The organism is Pseudomonas maioricensis (assembly GCF_022790535.1).
Classification (GTDB): Bacteria; Pseudomonadota; Gammaproteobacteria; order Pseudomonadales; family Pseudomonadaceae; genus Aquipseudomonas; species Aquipseudomonas maioricensis.
In genome coordinates, this window is sequence record NZ_LOHG01000007.1 from 140,217 (window position 1) to 165,892 (window position 25,676).

Consider the following 25,676-nt stretch of genomic DNA (forward strand, 5'->3'; position numbering starts at 1 on the left):
CTCCCACAGGTCATCCATAGCCCACAGGTCATCCATAGCCCACAGGTCATCCATAGCCCACAGGTCATTCATCGGTTCTGAGACAGCACAATGTCAGCCCGCAGCTTTCTCCCGCTGCGCAAACGCCGCTTTGCCTACGCCTATCAGTGTCACGTCATTCTGCGGGGTGTGAATGCGCGCGCAGAGCACGTTGCGCAGATGCCGTTGCAGTGGGTTGCTGCGTGACAGGCCGGGGTTGCCGGACGCTTCGATTGCCAGTTCCACCGCGCGAATCGCGTTGGTCGTCACCAGGTATTTGATCTGCGCAGCATGAGCCGGTGGGGTCAGGCCGGTGGCAGCCGATTGCAACAGGCTATGGTTGTTGAACAGCAGCGTGTCGATCTCGCCAACCACCTCCTGAAAACGCGGTAGCGTCGATAGCGCAGCACCGAGGTTGGACGGTTTGCGCTCTTCGAGCCACTGCACGAACCAGTTACGTGCTGAGCGGGCAACGCCGTCGTAAACCGAGGACAGCAAGACCGACATCCACATGAAACCTGCCGGGTCGAGTTCCGCTTGCGGTGCGCTCCAAGGGCTGACGCTGACGGCGTTTTCCAGTGGTACCAAAACGTCTTCGAAGATCACTTCATGGCTGCATGTGGCGCGCATCCCCAGGTGATCCCAGTCTTCGACGATTCGAATCCCTGGGGTGTCCTTGTGTACCAGCCAGGCGCCCACCAGTGGATCGGCATCGTCGCTGCGTGCCCAGACGTTGTACCAGGTCAGGCCGTGGCTGCCGGTGGAGTAGATCTTGCTGCCGCTGATGCGCCAGCCTTCGGCGGTACGGCGTGCCGTTGTAGCGGGCAGGCCGCCGCGAGCAGGCGTGCCGAGGTCCGGTTCGACCCGCAACGAGTTGATTAATGCACCGTCGCGCACGGCTTCTTTCGCCACTTGCAGACGCAGATGCTCCGGCCAGCTTTTGCTCTGTTGCAGGCGTGCATGCTGGATGTATTGCATGACCAGAATCAACGCCGTGGACGGTTCGCCCTGAGCGACGGCGCTGATGGTTTGCAGCGCTTGCGGCAGGTCGGCACCGCCGCCACCCAGTTCGGAGGGGACGGTCAGCCCAAGCAGGCCGTGCTCGTGCAGCAGACGAAAATTCTCATGGGGAAACTCGCCGCTGTCGTCATAGCGCTGGGCAGTTGCGCCCAGGGCAGCGGTGATCGATGCCAGCCGGGCAGTGAAGGCCTCGGCGGACTCGATGTTGCTAACGCTGGCGGCAACGGGGCGAAGGGGGAGTGCGCTCATTGATGGGGTTTCCTTTATTTACTTGTTGGAACGAGGCTTGCCCGCGAAGCTGTCACCGCGGTGCGTCAGATATCTCGCGTACCGTTCTTCGTCCGGATGCGGCCCAGACCAAGCCTCGCTCCAACAGGAGTCAGGCCAACTCAGTCACTTCCTGCGGCACGTAGCGGTTTTGCGGCACTTGCAGGTTGAAGTGCTCGCGCAACGTAGAGCCGCTGTATTCGCTGCGGAACAAACCACGCTCTTGCAAGACCGGTACCACCAGTTCAGCGAAGTACTGCAAACCATCCGGCAGCAGCGAGTTGATGATGAAACCATCGGCTGCCTCGTGTTCGAACCAGGTCTGGATCGTGTCGGCAACCTGCTCGGCAGTACCAACGAATTCGCGGCGTGGTCGGGAGAAGAACAGCGCCACTTCGCGCAGGGTCAGGCCTTCCTCCTTCGCCAGCTGTTTAATCCGGTCCGAGCCGCCTTTCTGGCTGTTGGAACCCAGCTCGCCCAGTTCCGGGAACGGCGCGTCCAGCGGGTATTGGCTGAAGTCGTGATCATTGAACGGCCTCCCCAGCGCGACGATGGCGTCTTCGATGCTGACCAGTTCCACGGCTTGCTGATAGCGGCTTTCAACCTCGGCTTCATCGCGGCCGACGATAGGACGAATGCCCGGCAGGATCGACAAATCCAGTGGGTTACGGCCGAAGCCCACTGCGCGCTTTTTCAGATCGCGGTAGTAAGCCTGTGCCTCTTCCAGCGACTCCGCATGGACGAAAATGGCGTCTGAATATTCTGCGGCGAAGTTGCGTCCGTCCTCGGAAGTCCCAGCCTGGAAAATCAGCGGGTGGCCCTGCTTTGAGCGGGAGATGTTCAGCGGGCCTTTGACCGAGAAGAACTCGCCTTTGTGATTCAGTGCATGCAGCTTGCCCGGGGTGAAAAACTCGCCGGTCTTTTTGTTGCGGGCGAAGGCGTCGTCTTCCCATGAATCCCACAGGCCTTTGACCACCGATACATGTTCCTTGGCGATGCGGTAGCGCACGGGATGCGGCGGGTGTTCGCCTTTGCTGAAGTTATCGGCAGTGCCGCTGAGCCACGACGTCACGACGTTCCAGCCAGCACGGCCACCACTGATGTGATCCAGCGAAGAGATTTGTCGCGCGACCTGAAACGGTTCGGTGTAGCTCACCGTAACGGTCGCCACCAGGCCGATATTTTCCGTGGTCGCTGCCAGTGCCGACAGGATGGTCAGCGGCTCGAAACGGTTGAGGTAATGCGGGCTGGATTTCTCGTGGATGTGCAGGCTGTCGGCGATGAATACGAAATCAAATTTGGCCGCTTCTGCCAGTTTCGCCTGCTGTTTGTAATAGCCGAAGTTAACGCTGGCATCTGCCTGAGCGTTCGGGTGGCGCCATTCGCCCCAGCCGTGACCGACACCGTGGACCATTGCGCCTAGCTTCAATTGACGTGGCTCTTTTTGACGAGGCTTGCTCATGAGCGTGCTCCTGAATCTGAATGGGTTTATGTGAGGATTAATGAGCGGCTGTTTGCACAACCTGAGCACGCGAAGCGTTGAAGCTTTTGTCGAAGCCTTTTGAGACGTCGATCGATTTGGTCAGGATGCCTTCCTGTTGGTAAATATCAGCAGTGGCTTGCAGGCCCTTGATCACGTTGTCGTCGATCTCTACCCGGTTCATTTTGGTGGCGTTGGCGATTTCCAGATGAACCTCGATCGGCAGGCCGGTGATCGCCGCCTGAGCTTTGGCGTATTCAGCAGGGTGGGCGTTGCTCCACAGATAGGCGCGTTCAACCCGTGCCACGAAGTCATCAAGTTGCACGCGTTTGTCGGCGATGGCCTTGCTGGTCGCGGCCAGGTACAAGTGATTGCTCAACAGCTCGCTGCCGCTGATCAGTACCCGGTCATGACTCTGCGTGGTGGCGACTGTGGTGTACGGGTCCCATGTGGCCCACGCATCGGCACCGCCGCTGGACAAGAGAATGCGCGATTCACCCGGCAGCAGATTGATGAAGGTGACATCGCTGGTTTGCAGGCCTGCCTGACGCAAGGCTTTTATCGCCAGGTAATGACCGATCGAACCACGCCCGGTCACGATGCGCTTGCCCTTGAGGTCAGCGACGGTTTTGACTGGAGAGTCTTTGGGCACCAGCAACGCGGTGGTGAAACGGCCTTCGGCGTGGGTAATACTGACGACTTTCAATGGGGCACCAGCACCGAGGGCAAAGACATAAGGCGCGTCGCCCAAAGCACCGATATCAACGGCACCTGCGTTCAATGCTTCACCCAGCGGAGCGGCAGAAGGGAATTCGGAGAACCTGATTTCGTAAGGCACGTTTTTCAGTTCGCCCGAGACTTGCAGCAGCGCCTTGATCGTCGATTTTTGATTGGCGACCAGCAGCGGCTCCAGGTCCGCTGCCATTGCTTGTTGGCCGAGGGTTACGCTCAGCAGCGCGCCCAGCAGGAGTTTCTTGAAGTTGAACGTGTTACGCAGCATGGGTGCATCTCCAGGCTAAGAGTTTGCTGGCAAGGACCTCCGCCTGGAGGGGTGGGTCCTGCTCTTGAGAAGGGTCAGATGAAAAGGGGCAGATCGTTTTCTAGATCACCTGAAAACCATGCGTACCGTCGCGAGCGAGCTGGTCCACCAGTCCGTACTCCCAATCCAGATAGGCCTGCATGGCTTCGCGTGGCGCGTCGGTGCCTTCGTAAGGACGGCGATAACGGTCGATGCGCGGTGAGGCCAGTCGGCTCTCGCCGGTTTCCAGTGGCAGCCCAGCCTTGATCCAGCTGGCGGTGCCGTCCTTGAGCAGGAACACCTGCTTGCCGGTCAGGGCTTCAACTTCGGGCACTGCAAGGCGCGCCAGTTTGCTGCTGCCGCAGGTCAAGACGTAGCGCTCGGTTGTGGGGATCTTGTGCAGCGCGTCCTGCAGTTGAGCGCGCAACGTCCACCATGCGCCGGGAATATGCTGCTTGACGTAGTTGGCGCTGGCAGTGAAATCCAGCACTGCAACGTCGCCATGCTGCTGCCATTCGGCAAGGGTGTGCGGGCTGATTTCTTCCACTTGTGGCGGCGCAGGAATAGGTGCGTTCCATTCGCCTTGTTCGCTGAAGTCGCTGGCTTGCAGACCGTCGATCACAAACACTTCCCAGCCCAGTTGGGCCAGCCAGGAGGCGGACATGTTGGCGCGCACGCCGTCATCGTCCACCAGTGCCAGACGCGCACCGCGCACGCTGGCGTAGTGATCGGTTTCCTGAACCAGTTGGCCGCCCGGCGTTGAACGTGCATTGGGCAAATGGCCTTTGGCGAATTCTTCCGGCGTGCGCACATCCAGCAGGTACGTGGTGCGTGATGGGTCAGCTTGCCAACCGCTCAGCTCGGCGCGGCTTGCACGGCGCACACCCGCCTTGTCGGCTACACGGCGGGCATCTGCTTCGGCGACTTCGCGGGTTTCTTCGCTGACTGCGGCAAAGCGGCGAGCCTGGCCGTGGTCCAGTGTCTGCCCCGCCAGCAGCCAGCCAATCGTGCCGTTGCGCAAGGCGCTCACCTGATTGGGAATGCCAGCGTTGACTAGTGATTGGGTGCCAATGATGCTGCGCGTACGCCCCGCGCAGTTAACGATGATGCGGGTGCTCGGGTCCGGTGCCAGTTCGCGGGCACGCAGTACCAGTTCAGCACCCGGCACACTGATCCCACTGGGGATGCTCATGGTCTGGTATTCGTCATAGCGACGTGCGTCGAGAACCACCACGTCGGCTTTGGAGTCCAGCAATTGCAGGACTTCCTCGGCCGCCAACGAAGGCGTGTGGCGATGATGTTCAACCAGTTCGCCGAAGGCTTTGCTGGGCACGTTGACGTCGATGAACAGTTCGCCGCCAGCCTCGCGCCAGCCTTGAAGGCCACCTTCGAGCAGTTTCACATCGCTGTAACCCAGTGCCTGTAAGCGCTCAAGGGCGCGCTGGGCCAGACCTTCGCCGTTGTCATAGACAGTCACGGCAGTGTCCAGACGCGGGATGCGTGACAGTACTTCCAGCTCAAGCTTCGACAGCGGGATGTTGGCGGCGAACAGCGGGTGCGCTTCAGCGAACGGTGCTTCCTCACGAACGTCGATCAGGGCGAGTTCTTCATGAGCCAGCAGCGCCTGACGGATATCGGCGAAGGAGCGGGTAACAGACTGAGTCATTGTGCGTGGCTCTCTTTGGCAGGGCTCTCTTTGGACAGATCCCAGATGTTGGGCAGAAAGGCGTTGGAATAGCCGGAGATAAACAGTTTTTCAGTGCCGTCGGGCTGATACACCGCCCGCCGCACAGCACCGATGTTGGCGCCATAAACGTGGATGCTGATCGAGACCTGATCGCTGAAAGCATTGCTGACCTGATGCACGTCATTGCTGCGTGGCGACAGGGCTTCGACATGGCCAGGCTCAAGGCGAATCGCCGGGCCTTCTTTTTCCAGTCGACCTTCCGGACTGCGGGCAAAACCCTGGGAATATTCTGCTCCACGCAACATGCCGATCAGGCCCCACACGCGGTGGTCGTGGATGGGAGTGCTTTGGCCGGGACCCCAGACGAAACTGACAATCGAAAAGCGTTGCCGGGAGTCGGCGTGCAGCAGGAATTGCTGATAGCGCTCGGGGCTGGGGATGGCGTATTCGTCAGGTAGCCAGTCATCGTGGCTGACCAGTTGACCCAGCAGCTTGCCACCGCGGTGCAGCAGATCGCCTTCGCGAGGATTGCTGTCGATCAGCTCTGCCAGCGCGCCAATGAATTCTCTGAGTCGTTCGGGGTGTCGGGTTTGCGTCATGTCTATACCAGCGCCAAGTTAATGCGTGGCTTAATATAAACATAATGTCTTAGTCTAATATGCGATTATTTTATGATTAGGTTATAACCAAAGGTGCTGAGAAAGAGCTAGCGATATGAAGCTTTAGGACTTGAGTGCTCAATATAGCTATCGCGAGCAAGCTCACTCCTACAGAGGACCGCGTTTCAGCTGTAGGAGTGAGCTTACTCGCGATGGCGTCGGTGGGCCAATGCAGCTGCAATCGTCGAGTTACTCCAGCCTGCTATCCACAAACCGCAAATGCCACTATGCTTTTCGCCTATCTCTTATCTGTCTTTTTATGTGCGGTCCGAATGAAAATTGATGATATCGATGCCTTTGTGGCGGTGATTCGTTGCCAGTCGATCAGCCATGCGGCGCAATCGCTGGATCTGACTCAGCCGGCGATTACCCGGCGGGTGCAGAATTTCGAGCAGGCGTTGGGCGTCGAATTGTTCGACCGCAACACCAAGCCGCTCAAGCCAACACAGATGGGTAACCAGGTTTATCAGCGCTGCCTGTCGATCCTGCGTGAGATGGATGCCTTGCGCGAGCTGGTGGCCAGCGACACACCGCCCAGTGGTCTATTACGACTGGGTGTGCCCCAGACGATCGGTGATGTGGTACTGCTCGACGCACTAAAACAACTGCGTAGCGAGTTTCCGGGTTTACGTGCGCAAGTGTCTACCGGCTGGGGCAGTCATCTGGTCAGCAAGATCGAGAACGGCGAACTGGACGCAGCCGCAGCGCTGTTCCCGGCAGGCAAGATTTTCCCGGAAAACATCATTGGCGAATCCATTGGCAAGATGGAGTTGGTGGTGGTTTGCGCGCGCTCGGCATTGCCTAAGGGCTCTGTGAAGCTTGCAGATTGTTATCAGCAGGGCTGGGTGCTCAACCCCGATGGCTGTGGTTTCCGTGCCGGGTTGCAGCGCACGTTGTCGGATCAGGGACTGAGCCTGAAGGTCAACCTGGAAACCTTTGGCACTGAACTGCAGTTGGGGCTGGTGGCCGACGGCATGGGCCTGGGTCTGGTGCCACGGCCCTTGCTTGAACGCAGCATTCATCGTGAGCAACTGGCAGTGTTGCCGGTCAAGGACTTCAAACCGGTCATGGATCTGTGGCTGATCTACCCGCGTTTCCTGGGCAACCTGCAAGGGCCGGTCAGCTCGTTCGGTGAGCTGGTGGCGCGGTCGCTGAAGCAGGTCAAAGACGCTGCTTGATTGAGAGTTTTCTAGCGAGCGCCTATCAGATAAGTACAAATCCTGTAGGAGATCACCGAGGTTACGAGGCCAGCGATAGCGGCGTGTCAGGCAAGCCGCCATCGCTGGCCTCGTAACCTCGGTGAGCGCCTACAGGTAATCCATTAGCCGCGCTGTCCCGGATCAGTGCTTATTGGCCTGAGCAGGCATGGCCAGCAGTTGCTTTTCCATGTTCCAGTCAAACGGCTCGTCGTTTTGCTCGGCTTCGTAGCGACGCTCTTCCAGCGACTGATACAGCTCGATTTCTTCGTCAGGCATGAAGTGCAGGCAGTCACCGGCGAAGAACCAGAGCAGGTCGCGAGGCACCAGATGGGCGATTTGTGGGTAGCGCTGGATCACCTGACACAGAATATCCTGGCCCAGATACTGGCTTTCGATAGGGTCTTGCGGCAGCAGGGTCAGCAGTTCGTCGAAGCGCTCCATGAACAAGGCATGGCTTTCTTCGGGCACCTGCTCGGCCTCGCCCAGTGCGACCAGGATGCTGCGCAGATGTGCCAGCAGGTTCAGTTGGTGGTCGAGATTGGCGTCGGCCATGGGGCAATCCTCAAAGACAAAAAAACAGGCGCGAGAGTATAAAGCTCTGCGCGCCTGCTGTGGTGACGGACTGACCAGTTCCTTCAATCCTTCAGCTCTTAGCGAATTTTGCCTTCGCTCAGGGTCAGTTCTTCCTTGGCAAAGTCATCGACGTCGATGACTTTGCGTCGCGCCGCCTCGGCTGCCCGCAGCGTTTCGGCCTCGGCCGGTTGCAGCACGCTGGCATTGAGCGCTGCGTCGATGACGTGCTCGCCTGCTACCGGTTTGAACTGCCCGCCCTTGAAGGCCACGTGCAGCTTTTTGTGCAATGGTTGCGCAGCGTTCAACAGGTCGCTGGCGTGTTGCAGTGCGCCGACTGCGTCGTCAGGCGATTGCGGGCGGTAGCAGCCAGCCAGCAACTCTTCCAGGGTCGGATCGCCTTTGGCGCGGCCCAGCACAGCGGCAACCTGCGCATCCAGCTTGTCGGACGGGCCTTTGTGACGACGTCCGAACGGGAACACCACAACGCGCAACAGAACGCCCAGTATGCGGTTCGGGAAGTTGCTCAACAGTTCATCCAGGGCGCGCTCGGACTCACCCAGTGCTTCTTCCATTGCCCACTCAAAGACAGGTTGCAGATGCTCGGGGTAGCCCAGGTCGTGATAGCGCTTGAGTGCGGCCGACGCCAGATACAGATGGCTCAATACATCGCCCAGTCGCGCCGACAGACGCTCGCGACGTTTGAGTTCACCCCCCAGCAACATCATGCTCAGGTCGGCGAGCATGGCGAAGGCTGCAGCCTGGCGATTCAACGCCCGGTAGTAACCCTGGCTCAGGTGATCGCCTGGTGCCCTCTCGAAGTGGCCAAAGCCCAGATTGAGAATGAACGTACTGGCGGCGTTGCTCACGGCAAAGCCGATGTGTTTGAGCAGCAAACTGTCGAACTCGAGCAATGCCTGATCATGGTCTTCGCGACCAGCCAGGGCCATTTCCTTGAGCACGAACGGATGGCAGCGAATCGCGCCCTGGCCAAAGATCATCAGGTTACGCGACAGAATGTTCGCGCCTTCAACCGTGATGAATATCGGCGCTCCTTGCCAGTTGCGGCCCAGATAGTTGTTCGGGCCCATGATGATGCCCTTGCCGCCATGCACATCCATCGCGTGGGTAATGCACTCGCGGCCACGCTCGGTCAGGTGGTACTTGAGGATCGCCGACAGCACTGACGGTTTCTCGCCAAGGTCTACCGCGTTGGCGGTGAGCATGCGCGCGCTGTCCATCAGCCACGCGTTGCCGCCGATCCGTGCCAGCGACTCCTGAATGCCTTCAAAGGCTGACAGCGGAACATTGAACTGCTCACGTACCTGCGCATATTGGCCAGTCACCAGACTGGTGAACTTGGCAGCGCCGGTACCGACTGCTGGCAGGGAGATAGAGCGACCCACCGACAGGCAGTTCATCAGCATCATCCAGCCTTTGCCGAGCATTTCCTGACCACCAATCAGGTACTCCAACGGGATAAATACGTCTTTACCGGAATTGGGGCCGTTCATGAACGCCGCGCCGAGCGGCAAGTGCCGACGGCCGATTTCAACGCCCGGGGTGTCTGTCGGAATCAGCGCAAGGCTGATGCCCAGATCGACTTCTTCGCCCAGCAAATGCTCCGGGTCGTAGGCTTTGAACGCCAGGCCGAGGAGGGTGGCGACGGGGCCGAGGGTGATGTAGCGCTTTTCCCAGTTCAGACGCAGGCCGATCACTTCTTCGCCCTGCCATTGGCCTTTGCAGATGATGCCGGTATCCGGCATAGCGCCAGCGTCGGAGCCTGCCAGCGGACCGGTCAGGGCGAAACACGGAATGTCATCGCCGCGAGCCAGACGCGGCAGGTAATGATTGCGTTGCTCGTCGGTGCCGTAATGCAGCAACAGTTCGGCAGGGCCGAGGGAGTTGGGGACCATGACCGTGGAGGCCAGGTCGCCACTGCGGGTAGCCAGTTTCATTGCCACTTGTGAGTGGGCGTAAGCCGAGAAACCTTTGCCGCCGAACTCTTTAGGGATGATCAGGGCAAAGAAGCCGTGTTGTTTGATGTGTTCCCAGGCGTGTGGCGGCAGGTCCATGGCCTGACCGATTTCCCAGTCGGTGACCATTGCGCACAGCTCTTCGGTGGGGCCGTCGATGAAGGCTTGTTCTTCTTCAGTGAGCTGGACTTTCGGATAGCTGAGCAGCAAGTCCCAATCGGGACGACCGCTGAACAGTTCGCCATCCCACCAGACAGTGCCTGCATCGATCGCATCGCGCTCGGTTTCAGACATGGGAGGCAACACTTTTTTGAACCAGGTGAACATCGGCGCGGTGAAATGTTTGCGCCGCAGGTCCGGCAGCGCCAGCGGCAATGCCACGGCCAGTAGCAGGATCCAGAAGATCGCCATCAGCCAGACCGGTGCATGGCTGATGATGCCCATCGCCAGCAAGTAAACAGCGACCACGCCCAGCGCAGGCATGGGCGCGACGCGACGGTGCGCCAGCCAGGCGATGCCGACGACCAGAACCACAATCCACAACAACAGCATAAGTAATCCTCCGTGATGACAGCAGCGAGCAGCCACTATCAAGAGCCGGGGCGTGTTCCGTCAAGGACGGTACCCGAGCGAGTGCATGGATAGTGACCCTGGCGGGGGGAGGGAGTTTCACTGCCTAATCCGTTGACCATCTGGAATGCATTCTTGTGGGAGCGGTGCTTGCCCGCGATAAGGCTGGACGCAATTCACTTTAGATTGCATCGACCCTATCGCGGGCAAGCACCGCTCCCACAAGACCAGCATTCCAGCAAGTCAACATAGAGATCTCCACACAAAGCACCGCCCACAGGACTGTATTTCAGGTCTATCCTGTCGCCCATCTTCAAGGAGAAAACAATGCTGAAAATCTGGGGTCGGAAAAACTCTTCCAACGTGCGCAAGGCACTCTGGATTGCTGAAGAGCTGGGCTTGCAATACGAGGCCCTCGATGCAGGCGGGGCATTTGGCCTAGTGGACGGTGCTGACTATCGCGCAAAGAACCCCAACGGTCGTATCCCGATGATCGAAGACGGTGACTTTGTGCTCTGGGAGTCCAACGCCATCGTGCGTTATCTGGCGGCCCGCCATGCGCCTGATTCGGCTCTGTATCCTGCTGACGTGCAGCAGCGTGCGACTGCCGATAAGTGGATGGACTGGACCACGTCGACCTTTGCAGGCCCGTTTCGCGATGTGTTCTGGGGCGTACTGCGAACGCCACCCGAGCAGCAGGACTGGGTACAGATCAATGGTGCGATCAAAACCTTGCAGAGCCTGTTGGTGGTTGTCGATGAGGCCCTGACGAAACAGCCTTACCTGTCCGGCGCCGAATTCGGCATGGGCGACATCCCGCTGGGCAGCTTTATTTACGCCTGGTTCGAAATGCCGATTGAACGACCTGCCATGCCACACCTCGAAAGCTGGTATGAGCGGCTTAAAGCCCGGCCTGCCTATCAGGCAGCGGTCATGACCGCGCTCACTTGACCGAGTTAGATGAGCCGCGTCGATAGGTACTATCAATAGATCGCGCTGTACTTGAACGGTCCGGCCAAGCACCATTGCGGTGCTGGCTGGAGTTGTAATCAGGTGTGTCAGCCCTCATCTATATCCCCTATTTCTTCACTGGTAATTTTTCCGATATGAGTTCTGCTCTATCCATCCGGCAGCTAACCAAAACCTACGGCAACGGTTTCCAGGCCCTGAGTGGTATCGATCTGGACGTCGCTGAAGGTGACTTTTTTGCCTTGCTCGGCCCTAATGGCGCGGGCAAATCCACCACCATCGGCATCATCTCGACCCTGGTCAACAAGTCCGGCGGTACGGTGAATATCTTCGGTCATGACCTGGACCGCGAACCCGCGGCGCTCAAGCGCTGCATCGGCGTGGTGCCTCAGGAATTCAATTTCAATCAGTTCGAGAAAGCCTTCGACATTGTCGTGACCCAGGCCGGTTACTACGGCATCCCGCTGAAGGTCGCCAAGGAACGCGCCGAGCAATACCTGACCCAGTTAGGGCTGTGGGACAAACGTGACGTGCCGTCGCGCTCTCTGTCCGGCGGTATGAAGCGTCGCTTGATGATTGCTCGCGCGCTGATTCATCAGCCGCGCCTGCTGATCCTCGATGAGCCGACTGCGGGTGTTGATATCGAACTGCGGCGCTCGATGTGGTCGTTCCTCACGGAGCTGAACGAGCAGGGCACGACCATTATTCTCACCACTCACTACCTGGAGGAGGCTGAGCAGCTGTGCCGCAACATCGGCATCATCGATCACGGGGTGATCGTTGAAAATACCGGCATGAAGCAGTTGCTCAACAAGATGACGGTGGAAACCTTCCTGCTTGATCTGAAGCACGAGTATCAGGTCGCGCCACAGTTGATCGGCTATCCCTGCGAACTGATCGACAGCCATACGCTGGAGGTCCAGGTCGACAAGACCATCGGCATCACCGCTCTGTTTGGCCAGTTGGCCGCGCAGAACATCGAAGTGCTGAGCCTGCGCAACAAAACCAATCGCCTTGAGGAGTTGTTCGTGTCACTGGTGGAAAAAAATCTGGCGAAGGTGGCAGTATGAGCAACGAAACGACTTCCGAGCTGCGCCCGAACCTGATTGCCCTGAACACGATCGTCTATCGCGAAATACGTCGCTTCATGCGTATCTGGCCACAGACCTTGCTGCCGCCAGCGATCACCATGGTTTTGTATTTCGTGATCTTCGGCAACCTGATCGGCCGTCAGATCGGCGACATGGGTGGCTTCACCTACATGCAGTACATCGTGCCGGGGCTGATCATGATGTCGGTGATCACCAACTCATACGGCAACGTGGTTTCCAGTTTCTTCGGTGCCAAGTTCCAGCGCTCGGTGGAAGAGTTGATGGTCTCGCCGGTTTCGCCCCACACCATATTGATCGGCTACGTACTGGGCGGTGTGCTGCGTGGGCTGGCTGTAGGCGTTATCGTGACGATCCTGTCGATGTTCTTCACTGATCTGCAGGTCCACCATCTGGGCGTGACCATTGTCGTAGTGCTGCTGACCGCGACGATCTTTTCGCTGCTGGGTTTCATCAACGCAGTATTTGCGCGCAACTTCGACGATATCTCGATTATCCCGACCTTCGTGCTGACCCCACTGACGTACCTGGGCGGCGTGTTCTACTCCATCAGCCTGCTGCCGCCGTTCTGGCAGACCGTGTCGCTGGCCAACCCGGTACTGCACATGGTCAACGCGTTCCGTTACGGCATTCTGGGTGTTTCGGATATCCGTATCAGCATCGCCATGGCGTTCATGGTCATCGCGACTATCGTGCTGTATCTCGGATGTGCGCGGCTGCTGGTGAGCGGGCGCGGGATGCGCTCTTAATAGACTCGGGATTGAAGCATTTTTTTGTGGGAGCAGACCAAGCTCTGCTCCCACAGGGTATGCACTGTTCCAAGGTAATGTGAAAACACCATGCTGGTAATCTCCAACAATGTGCACCTACCGGATGCCGAAATCGAATTGACTGCCATCCGTGCCCAGGGCGCGGGTGGACAGAACGTCAATAAGGTTTCCAGTGCGGTGCACCTGCGTTTCGACATCAACGCTTCATCGCTGCCGCCGTTCTACAAAGAGCGGTTGCTGGCGCTGCGTGATAGCCGGATTACCAGCGAAGGCGTGCTTGTGCTCAAAGCTCAGCAGTACCGTACCCAAGAGCAGAACCGCGCTGATGCGCTGGAGCGTCTGACCGAGCTGATCATCAGTGCAACCAAGGTCGAGAAGAAGCGTAGGCCGACCAAGCCAACGCTGGGTTCCAAGACCCGCCGTCTGGAGTCCAAGACCAAGCGCGGCTCGATCAAGGCCGGCCGCGGCAAAGTGGATTTCTGATCAGGCGCTATGTAGGCGCGCTGCCTTGGCCTGCTTGTAAAGCCAGACGCTCAGCGCCAGACCGCTGAGAGAGGCAAGCGCGGCGAACAGGAAGATCGAGGCAAAGCCAAAGCCTGCCGCCACCGCCCCGGCTACCGGGCCGGTGATCCCCAGTGACAAGTCGATGAACAGCGAATAAGCGCCTACTGCTGCGCCCCTGCTGGAGGCGGGCACCAGATTCACGGCTTCGACTCCCAAGGCCGGGAACACCAGCGAGAAGCCAAAACCGGTCAGCGCCGCGCCTGCCAGAGCCAGCTCCGGCGACGGCGCCATCCACAATAGCAGCAGGCCAAGGCTTTCAACGCTCAGGCAGCCGATCGCCACCTTGAAACCGCCGATTCGATTGATCATGTTGCCGAACAACAACCGCGCACCGATAAACGACGCGCCGAACAGGCTCAAACACAACACGGCGTTCGGCCAGTTATGGCTGTTGTAGTACAGCGTGATGAAAGTAGCGATGGTGCCAAAGCCGATAGACCCCAGCGCCAGGCCCATGCCATGGGGAAAGACTTTACCCAGTACGTGGATAAACGGCATGCGCTCGCCATGTACGATCGGTACGGCTTCTTTATTCCAGGCCAGTTTCAATCCGAGCAGGGCTAGCAGGATGATGCTCACGCCCATGCTCCACAGCCCCAACGTGCTGACCAGCATTACCCCCAGCGGCGCGCCGATGGCCAGTGCGCCGTAGCTGGCAATGCCATTCCAGGAAATGACTTTGGCGGTGTTCTGCGCGCCGACGCGTCCGATGCCCCAGCCGATCGACCCGGAACCCACCAGACTCTCGGCACTGCCCAATACCAGTCGGCCGAAGAACAGGCTGACCAGGCTGACCACGGGCCATGCCTGCAACCAGCTCGACAGCAGCATGAACACGCCGCTCAATCCACAACCGGCAAGCCCGAACAGCACGGCTTTCTTGGGCCCGAGGTTATCGATTATCCGTCCGGCGTACGGGCGACTGAGCAGGGTAGCCAGATACTGCACGCTGATCACCAGCCCCGCTGTGACCGCGCCAAACCCCAGGTCGGTGTGGACATAACCCGGGAGTACCGCCAACGGTATACCGACATTCAGGTAACCGATGAACGTGAACATGACGATGGAGACGACTTGCAGAGTGACGGCCATGGGGCGTTGCGAATCACTGCTTGGTGTATCAGGCATGAGTAAGCGGTCCACGATAACGGCGGGAAATCAAACGGGTGCTGCGGATCGAATCGAACCTTAGCAAGCTAACCAAGTGCTCAATGATAGCGGCGAACGAGCGCTGGGCTTGAGGTCTGCTTAAAAAAAATTCGGGCGAAGGTATTCGATCAGGGAGGTACAACGACTTACTGAGGCTGTTCGGGCGCGACCAGTTGTGTCGTCACCAGCGCGGCAAGGGCGTTTTCCTGATTGCCGAAGCGGTCGAGCAGGGCTTGCTTCTTTTCCGGGCTCAACTGCGCCCAGATTTTGATCATGAGTTCGGCGGTGCCGATCAGGGTATTGGCTTGTGCTTCGTTGAAATCTTTCATCTGCAGCCTGTGGTCATCGGCATTTCAGACGTATGAAAACACAGCGAGGCTGGTTTCCGATACGTCTGAAAAAATCACCCTCAGTCTTCGCTGGAGGCTTGCTGGCTTTGTTCGGCCTGTACACCGGCTTTCATTTCAGCCGGTTGACCGAGTTCCAGTTGAGCCAGTGTCGATTGCTCAGGCTCTTTCTGGCCAGGGGGGAAGTTAGGGATTTCATGCATTTTCAATGCTCCTTGCACAAGTTTTTTAGTTGCTGGGCAGAACCAGTGCTTCTAAAAAGCTTGGGCAGGATACAGCAGGAAAAATGACAAACAGACTTTTATCTCGACCGTTGGTCATGTACGGAAACAAAAACCGGGTTTTATTGTCCCGAGTCATGGCGAGTATTTCAGGCCGACAGGTCAGCTACTTGCCGACTTGATTTGCAACGCAATCTTGTGGGAGCAGGGCTTGCCCGCGATGCATGAGATGCAGGCAGACGACATACCGCGTTATCGTTTATCGTCGGAATGCCGCCTAGACCAAGCCCAGCTCCCACAGGTATTGACGTCAGCCTGAGAAATTTTTACTTACGCCCCTCAGCGCTTTTCGCCACCTCATCCGTGCGCGCCGCCATGATGAAGTCATTGCGGTGCAGGCCTTTGATGGAGTGGCTCCACCAGGTCACGGTGACTTTGCCCCACTCGGTCAGCAAACCCGGATGATGCCCTTCTGCTTCGGCTATCTCACCCACAGCATTGGTAAGCGCCAGGGCAAATTTGAAGTTCTTGAACAGATAGATTTTTTCCAGCTGCATGACGCCGTCGCGAACCTCGATACTCCAGTCAGGGATCTGTTTCAGCAGCTCGGGCAGTTCGGCTTCGCTGACCTGTGGGGCGTTGGCGCTGCAGGCTTCGCAGCTGGCTTGTGAAAGGTTGGTCATAAATAGGTTTCCTGTTCAGGCCACTTGGGATTTGGTTGAGGGGCTGGATGAAGGGCGGGGCGGGAATTTCGGTGCATGCAGTCCCAGCTGCATGGCGTGTTCGACCATCCCCATGATGTCTTCCTGAGCCAGATCGAATAATCGCTTCAAGTCGGGCAAGACAAAGTACAAGGGTTGCAGAATATCGATACGGTAAGGCGTACGCATCGCTTCCAGCGGATCGAACGCCTGATGTTCCGGTGTATTCGAAAGGCTGTAGACAGCCTCTTTGGGCGAAGAAAGAATCCCGCCGCCGTAGATTTTCCGGCCTTGGGCCGTATCAACAAGCCCGAATTCGATGGTCATCCAGTACAGGCGCGCCAGATACACGCGTTGTTCTTTGCTGGCGCCAAGGCCGAGCTTGCCGTAGGTGTGAGTGAATTCGGCGAACCAGGGGTTGGTCAGCAGTGGGCAATGGCCAAAGATTTCGTGAAAAATGTCCGGCTCTTGCAGGTAGTCCAGTTCTTCCTGGGTGCGAATGAAGGTCGCCACGGGAAACTGCTTGTTGGCCAGCAGCTCGAAAAAAGTCTGGAAGGGAATCAACGCCGGGACTCGCGCCACCTGCCATCCGGTGGTCGCGCCTAAAACGCTGTTGATTTCCGCCAATTGCGGGATGCGTTCCCGGGGCAGGGCAAGCTGCTCGATGCCGTCCAGATATTCCTGACAGGCGCGCGTCTCAATCACCTTCATCTGGCGGGTGATCAATGTGTTCCAGACCGCGTGCTCGTCGCTTGTGTAATCAATGAACCCGTGAGCATCGGGTTCACGTGCCACGTATTTCGTATGGCTCATGCTGCTCTCCCTGGGGTTCTTTTTATTGGGTTTGTTACGAACGCCCAGCTTCATCAATAGCGCGTTTCAGGCGCTCGGGATGTCAGCACCGGGGTACCACAGGTGCTGGCGCAGGTGTGTTTTCGTAAAGAAAACTTTACGGCGCAGGCCAATCCCTGATTATCTTATGGCGAGCGAGGTTTCCGGTGTCGGCGCTGTAACGAATTCTTGACGGTAAACTTCGGCTCATCACAAAAATAACAACAGCCACAGGATTCATCCGTCATGCGTATCAAAGTGCACTGTCAGAACCGCATCGGTATGACCCGCGATATTCTTGACCTGCTGGCCTCCTATGGCGTCAACGTCGCCCGGGGCGAGGTGGGGGGTGAGCACGGCGACGCCATCTATCTGCATTGTCCGAACCTGATCAATCTGCAATTCCAGTCGCTGCGCCCTCGCTTCGAGGCCATCGCTGGAGTCTTCGGCGTCAAACGCGTGGGGTTGATGCCCAGCGAACGGCGGCATATGGAGCTGGATGCCTTGCTTGGCGCGCTGGAGTTTCCGGTGTTGTCCATCGACATGGGCGGTTCGATTGTTGCGGCCAACCGCGCAGCGGCTCAACTGTTGGGCGTGCGGGTGGATGAAGTGCCGGGTATTGCGTTGTCGCGTTATGCCGAAGACCTCGATATACCGGCACTCATCCGTAGCAACAAATCGCGGATCAACGGCCTGCGGGTGACAATTCGCGGCGATGTATTTCTGGCCGACATCGCGCCTTTGCAGTCTCGCCATGACGACAGCGAAGCGATGGCGGGAGCAGTCTTGACCCTGCACCGCGCAGATCGGGTTGGCGAGCAGATCTATCAGGTACGCAAGGAGGAGCTGCGCGGGTTTGACAGTATCTTCCAGAGCTCCAGAGTCATGGCTGCAGTTGTGCGTGAAGCCAGGCGCATGGCGCCGCTGGATGCGCCGCTGCTGATTGAAGGCGAGACAGGCACCGGCAAGGAACTGCTGGCCCGTGCCTGCCATCTCGCCAGCCCCCGTGGTCAGTCCCCGTTAATGGCCATGAACTGTTCAGGTCTGTCTGATGCCATGGCTGAGACCGAACTGTTCGGTTATGGCCCAGGCGCGTTCGACGGGGCGCGAGCGGAGGGCAAGCTGGGTTTGCTGGAGCTGACGGCTGGCGGCACGTTGTTTCTCGACAGCGTCGGGGAGCTCAGTTTGCGCATGCAGGCCAGGCTGCTGCGTTTTCTGCAGGAAGGTTGCTTTCGGCGCGTCGGCAGTGATGAGGATGTTTTTCTGGATGTGCGCATCATGTGTTCCACTCAGACGGATTTGTCTGAGCTCTGCGCAAAGGGTGAATTTCGTCAGGATCTTTACCATCGCCTCAACGTCTTGACCCTGCATATCCCGCCATTACGCGAATGCCTGGACGGGCTCGGCCCGCTGGTGGAGCATTTTCTGGATCAGGCCAGTCGCCAGATAGGTTGCCCGCTGCCAAAGCTGGCGCCTGCCGCCATGGAGCGCTTGAGTCATTACCAATGGCCCGGCAACGTCCGGCAATTGGAGAATGTGCTGTTTCAGGCGGTTTCGTTGTGTGAAGGCGGGACGGTAAAAGCCGAACACATCCGCTTGCCGGATTACGGCGTGCGCGACCCGTTGGGGGAATTCTCAATGGAAGGTGGCCTGGAGGATATAGTCGGTCGTTTTGAAAAGGCGTTATTGCAGCGCTTGTATGTTGAATATCCCAGCAGTCGGCAACTTGGGAAGCGGTTGGGTGTTTCCCATACAACAGTGGCTAACAAGTTGCGGGATTATGGGTTAAGTAATTCCAGTAATCTGGATGACAATTATCGGTAGGAGCGAACTTGTTCGCGAGATGTTGGCCTATCAGCAAATATTTACCTGACACACCGTCTCGCCAACAAGTTGCCTCCTGCCCATAATCGCCTGGCGGGATATCACTCAACTATTGCTGCAGCCGTTACCCATCACCTGATAGCCCATCACGTGCTGCTGACCTTTGGAGTCTTCATAGGTCATGCGCATCGGGACGACCTTGCAGACGTCCGGGATGGTGCTGATCGAGATGACTTTGGCAATGTCAGGGTGGCTGCCATACGTGTATTGCTCTACGCGGGCTTGTTGAGCAGCAACTTTTGCTCCGGATTCTTCAGCCATTGCAAATGCACTAAAACCACAGAGTGCGAGAACCAACAGTGAGACTTTCATTTCTTTTTACCTTCTTGAGTTCGAAAGGGGGCACACCGCCTTTATGGGGCGATGCGTGAAGCGTTTATCAGGGGGTGATTAATGAGTCGTGGGGGACTGTCAGTTATTAATCACGTGCCGTGTGTGGCGGAGTTGATTCTAGGCTTGTCACCGAACTTCATATAGGAACACTTTTGATAAAGACTGTTGAGCGAATGGGCAACAATCCCTGCGAGGGCCGGGCCAGGGCCCTGCAAGTGTTCGGGTTCAGGATCGCCAATGTGATTATTGCAGGCTCAGATGCGCTCGGTAAGACCATCGTCGAATGGTCCCGACGCCGACAGGCGGATACAACAGGGGCATAAAACAACAACTATCCACCGAGGTAACCAAGATGAGTGCAGCTTCCCTGTACCCCGTCCGCCCAGAAGTCGCAGCGGCCACGCTGACCGATGAGGCGACTTACAAGGCCATGTACCAGCAGTCGGTGGTCAACCCCGACGGTTTCTGGCGTGAACAAGCTCAGCGTCTCGACTGGATCAAACCTTTTACCTCGGTCAAACAGACTTCTTTCGATGACCACCGTGTCGACATCAAATGGTTTGCCGATGGCACCCTGAACGTTGCCTATAACTGCCTGGATCGCCATCTGGAAGAGCGTGGCGACACCCTTGCAATCATCTGGGAAGGCGATGATCCTTCCGAAAGCCGCAACATTACCTATCGCGAGTTGCACGCTGAAGTGTGCAAGTTCGCCAACGCCCTGCGCGGTCAGGACGTGCATCGCGGCGACGTCGTGACTATTTATATGCCGATGATCCCCGAGGCAGTGGTCGCCATGCTGGCCTGCGCCCGCATCGGCGCTATTCACTCGGTGGTATTCGGCGGCTTCTCGCCTGAGGCACTGGCGGGTCGCATCATCGACTGCAAATCCAAAGTGGTCATCACCGCGGACGAAGGCCTGCGTGGCGGTAAGAAAACCGCCATGAAAGCCAACGTTGACCGGGCGTTGACCAACCCGGAAACCGCCAGCGTGCAGAAAGTGATCGTCTGCAAGCGCACCGGCGGCGACATCGAATGGAACCGCCACCGTGACATCTGGTACCACTCGTTGCTGGAAGTGGCTTCCGAGACCTGCGCACCGAAAGAAATGGGTGCCGAAGAATCGCTGTTTATCCTTTATACCTCTGGCTCCACCGGCAAACCGAAAGGCGTGCTGCATACCACTGGCGGTTATCTGCTGTACGCCGCGCTGACTCACGAGCGCGTGTTCGATTACAAGCCTGGCGAGATTTACTGGTGCACCGCTGACGTGGGTTGGGTTACCGGGCACAGCTACATTGTTTACGGGCCGCTGGCCAATGGCGCGACCACGCTGTTGTTCGAAGGCGTGCCTAACTATCCGGACATCACTCGCCTGTCGAAGATCGTCGACAAGCACAAGGTCAACATCCTCTACACCGCACCGACTGCCATTCGCGCGATGATGGCTGAAGGCACCAAGTCCGTTGAAGGCGCTGACGGTTCAAGCCTGCGTCTGCTGGGTTCGGTTGGGGAACCGATCAACCCGGAAGCCTGGAACTGGTACTACAACACTATCGGCAATAAAAACTGCCCGATTGTCGACACCTGGTGGCAGACCGAGACCGGCGGCATCCTTATCAGCCCGCTGCCGGGCGCCACGGCCCTCAAGCCTGGCTCGGCAACGCGTCCGTTCTTCGGCGTGATTCCGGCGTTAGTGGATAACCTTGGCAATCTGATTGAAGGTGCGGCCGAGGGTAACCTGGTGATCCTTGATTCGTGGCCGGGTCAGTCGCGTTCGCTGTACGGCGATCATGACCGGTTCGTCGACACCTACTTCAAGACTTTCCGGGGCATGTATTTCACTGGCGACGGCGCGCGCCGTGATGATGATGGCTATTACTGGATCACCGGTCGTGTGGATGACGTGCTGAACGTGTCCGGCCACCGGATGGGCACTGCTGAAATCGAAAGCGCCATGGTTGCGCATCCTAAGGTTGCCGAAGCTGCGGTGGTGGGTGTGCCTCACGATTTGAAGGGGCAGGGCATCTATGTCTACGTGACGCTGAACGGCGGCGAGGTGCCGGATGAGGCGCTGCGCATCGAATTGCGCAACTGGGTCCGTAAAGAGATCGGTCCGATTGCTTCGCCTGATGTGATTCAGTGGGCGCCAGGCCTGCCGAAAACCCGTTCCGGGAAAATCATGCGGCGCATCCTGCGCAAGATCGCCACGGGTGAATACGATTCGCTGGGTGATATCTCGACCCTGGCCGATCCGAGCGTGGTGCAGCATTTGATCGACACGCACAAGACCATGAGCGTGGCGTGACAGTCAGCGCTTGAAAGAGCCCCATCCGGTGTGAGCCGGGTGGGGCTTTTTGTTCGTCGGTGTCCCGTTTGTGCCAGGTACCTTCTCTTCGCCTTTCACATCGCCATCGCGAGCAAGCTCACTCCTACAGGACGATCGCTTTCCAACTGTAGGAGTGAGCTTGCTCGCGATGGCGTCGGTGCGGTTGCAGTCACTGCCTATCCAACCAGGATATATATCGATCTGTTACCCATCCCAACGCTCAGGTAACGTCACTACCTCCTGTGGGGCGAAGCACCTCATTTCCGTAGGAAATCGCGCCTAAAATGCATGGCAGATAAACATGCGGCAATACCACCCTTGCCGTATTACAAGGCTTTGCCAATAATGGGCGCGTATTTTGCTGCAATCACCGGTTATCTCGCCTTTTGCATTTGCATAACCGATTTTGGTTGTCAATGCGTACGTCGTGATTTTTAGCGCATCTGTAACTAGTTGTCGCATTGAAGAAATATCGACTTCGGGCGTGCCGTTAAAATGCCGCTCACTCGCTACAGGCTTGCGGGTCCGAAAAACGGTCCCAGCCGCCAGGCGTCTACCTCCAATAGTCCTCTTCGCACCCTGGGCTTGCGCTCATGTTGCCATTTGTCGTGTTTTACCGACGGAGTCCTGACAATGAAAAAGCTCATGCTGCTTGGCGCAATGGCGCTGACCGTTCTGGCTCAGCCAGTATTTGCAGACGAAAAGCCTCTGAAAATCGGTATCGAAGCAGCGTACCCTCCGTTCGCCTCCAAAGCGCCGGACGGCAGCATCGTCGGTTTCGACTACGATATCGGCAACGCGCTGTGCGCTGAGATGAAGGTCAAGTGCACATGGGTCGAGCAAGAGTTCGACGGTCTGATCCCTGCGCTAAAAGTGCGCAAGATCGACGCGATCCTGTCCTCGATGTCCATCACCGAAGACCGCAAGAAGTCCGTTGACTTCACTGATCGCTATTACAGCACTCAGGCGCGTCTGGTCATGAAGGAAGGCACCACTGTCAGCGACAGCCTGGATGAACTCAAAGGCAAGAAGATCGGCGCGCAACGTGGAACGATCCACGACACTTTCGCCAAAAAAGTGCTTGAGCCCAAGGGCGCCGTGATCAAGTCCTACAGCTCGCAGAACGAAATCTACCTGGACCTCAAGGCCGGTCGTCTGGACGGCACGGTAGCGGACGCGACCCTGCTGCAGGATGGTTTCCTGAAAACCGATTCGGGCAAAGGCTATGCTTTTGTCGGCCCGGCATTCACCGACCCGGCTTACTTCGGTGACGGCATTGGTATTGCTGTTCGCAAGGGCGATAAAGCCAACGTTGAGCGCATCAACGCTGCCATCGCGGCGATTCGCGCCAACGGCGAGTACAAGAAGATTCAGGACAAGTATTTCGACTTCGACGTTTACGGCAAGTAAACCTGTCGTCACGGATGGCGCAGCCAGAAGCCGTTTTCGGTGTTGTGGCTAGCGCCATTTTTTACACCCATGAGGACTGCACAACATGTTGAATGGCTACGGGGCTGTCATCCTCGAGGGCGCAGGGCTGACGCTGCAACTGGCCCTGTCGTCGATGGCGCTGGCAATCGTCCTGGGTCTGATTGGCGTGTCGTTGCGTTTGTCGCCGGTGCGCTGGCTGGCCTGGCTGGGTGACCTGTATTCAACCGTTATTCGCGGGATTCCCGATCTGGTCCTGATCCTGCTGATCTTCTACGGTGGTCAGGGCGCGCTCAACACCATTGCTCCCATGCTCGGTCACGACGATTACATCGACCTGAGCCCGTTGGCTGCCGGTATCGGTACCTTGGGGTTTATTTTCGGTGCTTATCTGTCGGAAACCTTCCGCGGTGCCTTCATGGCCATTCCAAAAGGGCAGGCCGAAGCGGGCCTTGCTTACGGGATGAGCCATTCCAAAGTGTTTTTCAGAATTCTGGTGCCGCAGATGGTTCGCCTGGCGATCCCCGGCTTCACCAACAACTGGCTGGTACTGACCAAGGCGACGGCGCTGATTTCGCTGGTTGGTCTGCAGGACATGATGTTTCTCGCCAAGCAGGCAGGCGACGCTACCAGCCAGCCCTTTACCTTTTTCCTGGCAGTTGCCGCGATTTATCTGCTCATAACCAGTATTTCGCTGTTGGCCCTGCGCCTTGTCGAAAAACGTTACTCCGTTGGAGTAAGGGCGGCTGAGCTGTGATTTTCGACTACAACGTCATTTGGGATAGCCTGCCGCTGTACTTCGCCGGGCTGGTGACCACCCTTGAGCTGCTTGGCATCGCCCTTGCGTTTGGTCTGCTGGCGGCGCTGCCGCTGGGCTTGATGCGGGTGTCGAAAAAGCCTTGGGTGAATATGCCTGCCTGGCTCTATACCTATGTAATTCGTGGCACGCCGATGCTGGTGCAGCTGTATCTGATCTATTACGGTCTGGCGCAATTCGCGGTCGTCCGCGAAAGCTTCTTGTGGCCATGGCTGTCCAGCGCGACCTTCTGTGCGTGCCTGGCATTCGCGATCAATACCAGTGCCTACACGGCGGAAATCATTGCTGGCAGTCTGAAGGCTACGCCTGCGGGCGAAATTGAAGCGGCGCGTGCCATGGGCATGTCGAAAAGCAAGATGTACCGCCGTATCCTGCTGCCCTCGGCCTTGCGCCGGGCGCTGCCGCAATATAGCAACGAAGTGATCATGATGCTGCAGACCACCAGTCTTGCGTCCAGCGTCACGCTGGTCGACATCACCGGTGCCGCGCGGGCGGTCAACTCTGAAAGCTTTTTGCCCTTCGAGGCGTTTATCACCGCAGGCGTGTTCTACCTGTGCCTGACATTCATTCTGGTGCGACTGTTCAAGCTGGCTGAGCGCCGCTGGCTGGGCTACCTCGCACCCCGGAAGGCCTGACATGCAAAGAACCGATCATGTATTGCCGTGGAGCACCCTCGGCACCGAGCGCCACTTGAGTGTGTTTCGTTTCGGCAGTGGCGAGCGCAAAGCTTATATCCAGGCCAGCTTGCACGCCGATGAGTTGCCGGGTATGCGTACGGCCTGGGAGCTTAAAAAGCGTCTGGCCGAACTCGAAGAGCAGGGCGCGCTCAAGGGTGTTATCGAACTGGTCCCGGTCGCCAACCCCATTGGGCTGGGGCAATTGCTGCAAGGCGCGCATCAAGGCCGCTTCGAGTTTGGCAGCGGCAAGAACTTCAATCGCGATTTCTCCGAGTTGAGTGAGCCGGTGGCCGAGTTGCTTGAAGGTCAGCTCGGCGATGATCCGCACAGCAACGTGCAGTTGATTCGCCAGGCCATGACTACAGTGCTGGGAAGCCTGCCTCCCGCGGAGACTGAGCTGCGCGGCATGCAGCGGATTCTGCTTAGTCACGCGTGCGTTGCCGATGTGGTGCTCGACCTGCATTGCGACGCCGACGCTGCATTGCACATGTACGCCTTGCCGCAACACTGGCCGCAATGGCGCTCGCTGACTGCGCATCTGAATGTGCAAGTGGCCTTGCTGGCGGAAGACTCCGGCGGCAGCTCGTTCGATGAGGCCTGTTCATTGCCGTGGTTGCGTCTGTCGCGGATTTTCCCGGATGCGCAGATCCCTCTGGCCTGTCTGGCGACGACCATTGAGCTGGGTGGTCAGGCGGATACCGGTAAACCTCAGGCCGAAGCGCATGCTGAAGGTATTCTGGCGTTCCTTGCCGAGCAGGGTTTCATTAGTGGTGAATGGCCGCAGGCTGCTCATGAAGCCTGTGAAGGCATGCCATTTGAAGGTACTGAATTGCTGTTTGCCCCGCATCCGGGTGTGGTGAGTTTCCTGCGCGAAGCGGGTGCCTGGGTTGAAGTCGGCGACCCTCTGTTTGAAGTCATTGATCCGCTCTCTGACCGGGTCAGCACGGTCTGCTCGAAAACTGCCGGGGTGTTGTTTGCCATCGAGCGGTTGCGTTATGCCCAGCCGGGTTTCTGGCTGGCCAAGGTAGCTGGACGGACTGTCCGGCGTCAGGGTCGGCTGCTCAATGACTGACCCATTTGTGA

General features: G+C 57.9%; 24 protein-coding genes. 11 read left to right on the forward strand and 13 right to left on the reverse strand.

From position 1 onward, the window contains the following. Positions 1-93: 93 nt before the first annotated feature. From AUC61_RS13125 to AUC61_RS13145, 5 genes are all read right to left on the reverse strand, one after another. On the reverse strand, positions 94-1,287 hold the full coding sequence (locus AUC61_RS13125; protein WP_243246650.1) for an acyl-CoA dehydrogenase family protein: 1,194 nt from the start codon (positions 1,285-1,287) through the stop codon (positions 94-96). A gap of 130 nt (positions 1,288-1,417) precedes the next feature. Then, a complete protein-coding gene (locus AUC61_RS13130) occupies positions 1,418-2,767 on the reverse strand; it encodes an LLM class flavin-dependent oxidoreductase (protein WP_243246651.1) in 1,350 nt (449 codons plus the stop codon). 37 nt (positions 2,768-2,804) lie between these two features. Beyond that, positions 2,805-3,785, reverse strand: coding sequence for an ABC transporter substrate-binding protein (locus AUC61_RS13135; protein WP_243246652.1), 981 nt, complete (start codon positions 3,783-3,785; stop codon positions 2,805-2,807). A gap of 100 nt (positions 3,786-3,885) precedes the next feature. Further along, positions 3,886-5,469, reverse strand: a complete 1,584-nt coding sequence (locus AUC61_RS13140) for a rhodanese homology domain-containing protein (RefSeq protein WP_243246653.1) — start codon at positions 5,467-5,469, stop codon at positions 3,886-3,888. After that, the gene (locus AUC61_RS13145) at positions 5,466-6,089 is read right to left on the reverse strand and encodes a cysteine dioxygenase family protein (RefSeq protein ID WP_243246654.1); all 624 of its coding nucleotides are present in this window, start codon (positions 6,087-6,089) and stop codon (positions 5,466-5,468) included. The genes AUC61_RS13140 and AUC61_RS13145 overlap by 4 nt, the downstream gene beginning before the upstream one ends. A gap of 332 nt (positions 6,090-6,421) precedes the next feature. Here AUC61_RS13145 and AUC61_RS13150 point away from each other — a divergent pair, with 332 nt between their 5' ends. Beyond that, positions 6,422-7,327 (forward strand): LysR family transcriptional regulator, encoded by a 906-nt coding sequence (locus tag AUC61_RS13150; protein WP_243246655.1) that lies wholly within the window; start codon positions 6,422-6,424, stop codon positions 7,325-7,327. Between the two features lie 162 nt (positions 7,328-7,489). Here AUC61_RS13150 and AUC61_RS13155 read toward each other — a convergent pair whose 3' ends face one another. Further along, a complete protein-coding gene (locus AUC61_RS13155) occupies positions 7,490-7,900 on the reverse strand; it encodes a PA2817 family protein (protein WP_243246657.1) in 411 nt (136 codons plus the stop codon). A gap of 98 nt (positions 7,901-7,998) precedes the next feature. Further along, positions 7,999-10,446, reverse strand: coding sequence for an acyl-CoA dehydrogenase (locus AUC61_RS13160; protein ID WP_243246659.1), 2,448 nt, complete (start codon positions 10,444-10,446; stop codon positions 7,999-8,001). 345 nt (positions 10,447-10,791) lie between these two features. Between AUC61_RS13160 and AUC61_RS13165 the strand changes: the two genes are divergently transcribed. The 4 genes from AUC61_RS13165 to arfB all read left to right on the forward strand — a co-directional run bounded on the left by AUC61_RS13165 (position 10,792) and on the right by arfB (position 13,795). Continuing rightward, complete coding sequence (locus tag AUC61_RS13165; RefSeq protein WP_243246660.1) at positions 10,792-11,415, forward strand: glutathione S-transferase family protein; 624 nt, start codon at positions 10,792-10,794, stop codon at positions 11,413-11,415. A gap of 155 nt (positions 11,416-11,570) precedes the next feature. Then, complete coding sequence (locus AUC61_RS13170) at positions 11,571-12,503, forward strand: ABC transporter ATP-binding protein (RefSeq protein ID WP_243246661.1); 933 nt, start codon at positions 11,571-11,573, stop codon at positions 12,501-12,503. Continuing rightward, entirely contained in the window at positions 12,500-13,291 is a 792-nt protein-coding gene (locus AUC61_RS13175) for an ABC transporter permease (protein ID WP_243246662.1), read from the forward strand. Before AUC61_RS13170 ends, AUC61_RS13175 begins: the two co-directional genes overlap by 4 nt. A 90-nt stretch (positions 13,292-13,381) precedes the next feature. Beyond that, a complete protein-coding gene (arfB, locus tag AUC61_RS13180) occupies positions 13,382-13,795 on the forward strand; it encodes an alternative ribosome rescue aminoacyl-tRNA hydrolase ArfB (protein ID WP_243246663.1) in 414 nt (137 codons plus the stop codon). Here the strand turns inward: arfB and AUC61_RS13185 are convergent, their stop codons facing one another. From AUC61_RS13185 to phhA, 5 genes are all read right to left on the reverse strand, one after another. Further along, positions 13,796-15,004 (reverse strand): MFS transporter, encoded by a 1,209-nt coding sequence (locus tag AUC61_RS13185; protein WP_243246665.1) that lies wholly within the window; start codon positions 15,002-15,004, stop codon positions 13,796-13,798. 167 nt (positions 15,005-15,171) lie between these two features. Next, entirely contained in the window at positions 15,172-15,354 is a 183-nt protein-coding gene (locus tag AUC61_RS13190) for a hypothetical protein (RefSeq protein WP_027898125.1), read from the reverse strand. Between the two features lie 80 nt (positions 15,355-15,434). Continuing rightward, a complete protein-coding gene (locus AUC61_RS13195; RefSeq protein ID WP_162874715.1) occupies positions 15,435-15,575 on the reverse strand; it encodes a hypothetical protein in 141 nt (46 codons plus the stop codon). A gap of 344 nt (positions 15,576-15,919) precedes the next feature. Continuing rightward, on the reverse strand, positions 15,920-16,276 hold the full coding sequence (locus AUC61_RS13200; protein WP_243246666.1) for a 4a-hydroxytetrahydrobiopterin dehydratase: 357 nt from the start codon (positions 16,274-16,276) through the stop codon (positions 15,920-15,922). A gap of 15 nt (positions 16,277-16,291) precedes the next feature. Further along, positions 16,292-17,107 (reverse strand): phenylalanine 4-monooxygenase, encoded by an 816-nt coding sequence (gene phhA / locus AUC61_RS13205; RefSeq protein ID WP_243246668.1) that lies wholly within the window; start codon positions 17,105-17,107, stop codon positions 16,292-16,294. Between the two features lie 264 nt (positions 17,108-17,371). On the opposite strand from phhA, the gene AUC61_RS13210 reads away from it, so the two are divergent. Beyond that, positions 17,372-18,949, forward strand: a complete 1,578-nt coding sequence (locus AUC61_RS13210; RefSeq protein ID WP_243246670.1) for a sigma-54-dependent transcriptional regulator — start codon at positions 17,372-17,374, stop codon at positions 18,947-18,949. 105 nt (positions 18,950-19,054) lie between these two features. Here the strand turns inward: AUC61_RS13210 and AUC61_RS13215 are convergent, their stop codons facing one another. Beyond that, positions 19,055-19,321 (reverse strand): DUF2790 domain-containing protein, encoded by a 267-nt coding sequence (locus tag AUC61_RS13215; protein WP_243246671.1) that lies wholly within the window; start codon positions 19,319-19,321, stop codon positions 19,055-19,057. Positions 19,322-19,694: 373 nt separating this feature from the next. Between AUC61_RS13215 and acs the strand changes: the two genes are divergently transcribed. The 5 genes from acs to AUC61_RS13240 all read left to right on the forward strand — a co-directional run bounded on the left by acs (position 19,695) and on the right by AUC61_RS13240 (position 25,665). Beyond that, positions 19,695-21,650, forward strand: coding sequence for an acetate--CoA ligase (gene acs, locus AUC61_RS13220; RefSeq protein WP_243246672.1), 1,956 nt, complete (start codon positions 19,695-19,697; stop codon positions 21,648-21,650). A 654-nt stretch (positions 21,651-22,304) separates the two neighbouring features. Next, on the forward strand, positions 22,305-23,081 hold the full coding sequence (locus AUC61_RS13225; protein ID WP_243246674.1) for an ABC transporter substrate-binding protein: 777 nt from the start codon (positions 22,305-22,307) through the stop codon (positions 23,079-23,081). 85 nt (positions 23,082-23,166) lie between these two features. Next, positions 23,167-23,856 carry an ABC transporter permease gene (locus tag AUC61_RS13230; protein WP_243246675.1) on the forward strand — a complete coding sequence of 230 codons (690 nt, stop codon included), beginning with the start codon at positions 23,167-23,169 and terminating at the stop codon, positions 23,854-23,856. After that, entirely contained in the window at positions 23,853-24,551 is a 699-nt protein-coding gene (locus AUC61_RS13235) for an ABC transporter permease (protein ID WP_243246677.1), read from the forward strand. The genes AUC61_RS13230 and AUC61_RS13235 overlap by 4 nt, the downstream gene beginning before the upstream one ends. Position 24,552: 1 nt before the next feature. Continuing rightward, positions 24,553-25,665 carry a succinylglutamate desuccinylase/aspartoacylase family protein gene (locus AUC61_RS13240; protein ID WP_243246679.1) on the forward strand — a complete coding sequence of 371 codons (1,113 nt, stop codon included), beginning with the start codon at positions 24,553-24,555 and terminating at the stop codon, positions 25,663-25,665. Positions 25,666-25,676 lie beyond the last annotated feature (11 nt).

Bases quoted from the DNA above. Each gene is read 5' to 3' on its own strand.
- acs (WP_243246672.1), top strand. From the start codon at position 19,695: ATGAGTGCAGCTTCCCTGTACCCCGTCCGCCCAGAAGTCGCAGCGGCC.
- AUC61_RS13125 (WP_243246650.1), bottom strand. From the start codon at position 1,287: ATGAGCGCACTCCCCCTTCGCCCCGTTGCCGCCAGCGTTAGCAACATC.
- AUC61_RS13135 (WP_243246652.1), bottom strand. From the start codon at position 3,785: ATGCTGCGTAACACGTTCAACTTCAAGAAACTCCTGCTGGGCGCGCTG.
- AUC61_RS13200 (WP_243246666.1), bottom strand. From the start codon at position 16,276: ATGACCAACCTTTCACAAGCCAGCTGCGAAGCCTGCAGCGCCAACGCC.
- AUC61_RS13170 (WP_243246661.1), top strand. From the start codon at position 11,571: ATGAGTTCTGCTCTATCCATCCGGCAGCTAACCAAAACCTACGGCAAC.
- arfB (WP_243246663.1), top strand. From the start codon at position 13,382: ATGCTGGTAATCTCCAACAATGTGCACCTACCGGATGCCGAAATCGAA.
- AUC61_RS13210 (WP_243246670.1), top strand. From the start codon at position 17,372: ATGCGTATCAAAGTGCACTGTCAGAACCGCATCGGTATGACCCGCGAT.
- AUC61_RS13175 (WP_243246662.1), top strand. From the start codon at position 12,500: ATGAGCAACGAAACGACTTCCGAGCTGCGCCCGAACCTGATTGCCCTG.
- AUC61_RS13155 (WP_243246657.1), bottom strand. From the start codon at position 7,900: ATGGCCGACGCCAATCTCGACCACCAACTGAACCTGCTGGCACATCTG.
- AUC61_RS13185 (WP_243246665.1), bottom strand. From the start codon at position 15,004: ATGCCTGATACACCAAGCAGTGATTCGCAACGCCCCATGGCCGTCACT.
- AUC61_RS13145 (WP_243246654.1), bottom strand. From the start codon at position 6,089: ATGACGCAAACCCGACACCCCGAACGACTCAGAGAATTCATTGGCGCG.
- AUC61_RS13160 (WP_243246659.1), bottom strand. From the start codon at position 10,446: ATGCTGTTGTTGTGGATTGTGGTTCTGGTCGTCGGCATCGCCTGGCTG.
- AUC61_RS13230 (WP_243246675.1), top strand. From the start codon at position 23,167: ATGTTGAATGGCTACGGGGCTGTCATCCTCGAGGGCGCAGGGCTGACG.
- AUC61_RS13150 (WP_243246655.1), top strand. From the start codon at position 6,422: ATGAAAATTGATGATATCGATGCCTTTGTGGCGGTGATTCGTTGCCAG.
- AUC61_RS13195 (WP_162874715.1), bottom strand. From the start codon at position 15,575: ATGCATGAAATCCCTAACTTCCCCCCTGGCCAGAAAGAGCCTGAGCAA.
- AUC61_RS13240 (WP_243246679.1), top strand. From the start codon at position 24,553: ATGCAAAGAACCGATCATGTATTGCCGTGGAGCACCCTCGGCACCGAG.
- AUC61_RS13225 (WP_243246674.1), top strand. From the start codon at position 22,305: ATGAAAAAGCTCATGCTGCTTGGCGCAATGGCGCTGACCGTTCTGGCT.
- AUC61_RS13165 (WP_243246660.1), top strand. From the start codon at position 10,792: ATGCTGAAAATCTGGGGTCGGAAAAACTCTTCCAACGTGCGCAAGGCA.
- AUC61_RS13190 (WP_027898125.1), bottom strand. From the start codon at position 15,354: ATGAAAGATTTCAACGAAGCACAAGCCAATACCCTGATCGGCACCGCC.
- phhA (WP_243246668.1), bottom strand. From the start codon at position 17,107: ATGAGCCATACGAAATACGTGGCACGTGAACCCGATGCTCACGGGTTC.
- AUC61_RS13140 (WP_243246653.1), bottom strand. From the start codon at position 5,469: ATGACTCAGTCTGTTACCCGCTCCTTCGCCGATATCCGTCAGGCGCTG.
- AUC61_RS13130 (WP_243246651.1), bottom strand. From the start codon at position 2,767: ATGAGCAAGCCTCGTCAAAAAGAGCCACGTCAATTGAAGCTAGGCGCA.
- AUC61_RS13215 (WP_243246671.1), bottom strand. From the start codon at position 19,321: ATGAAAGTCTCACTGTTGGTTCTCGCACTCTGTGGTTTTAGTGCATTT.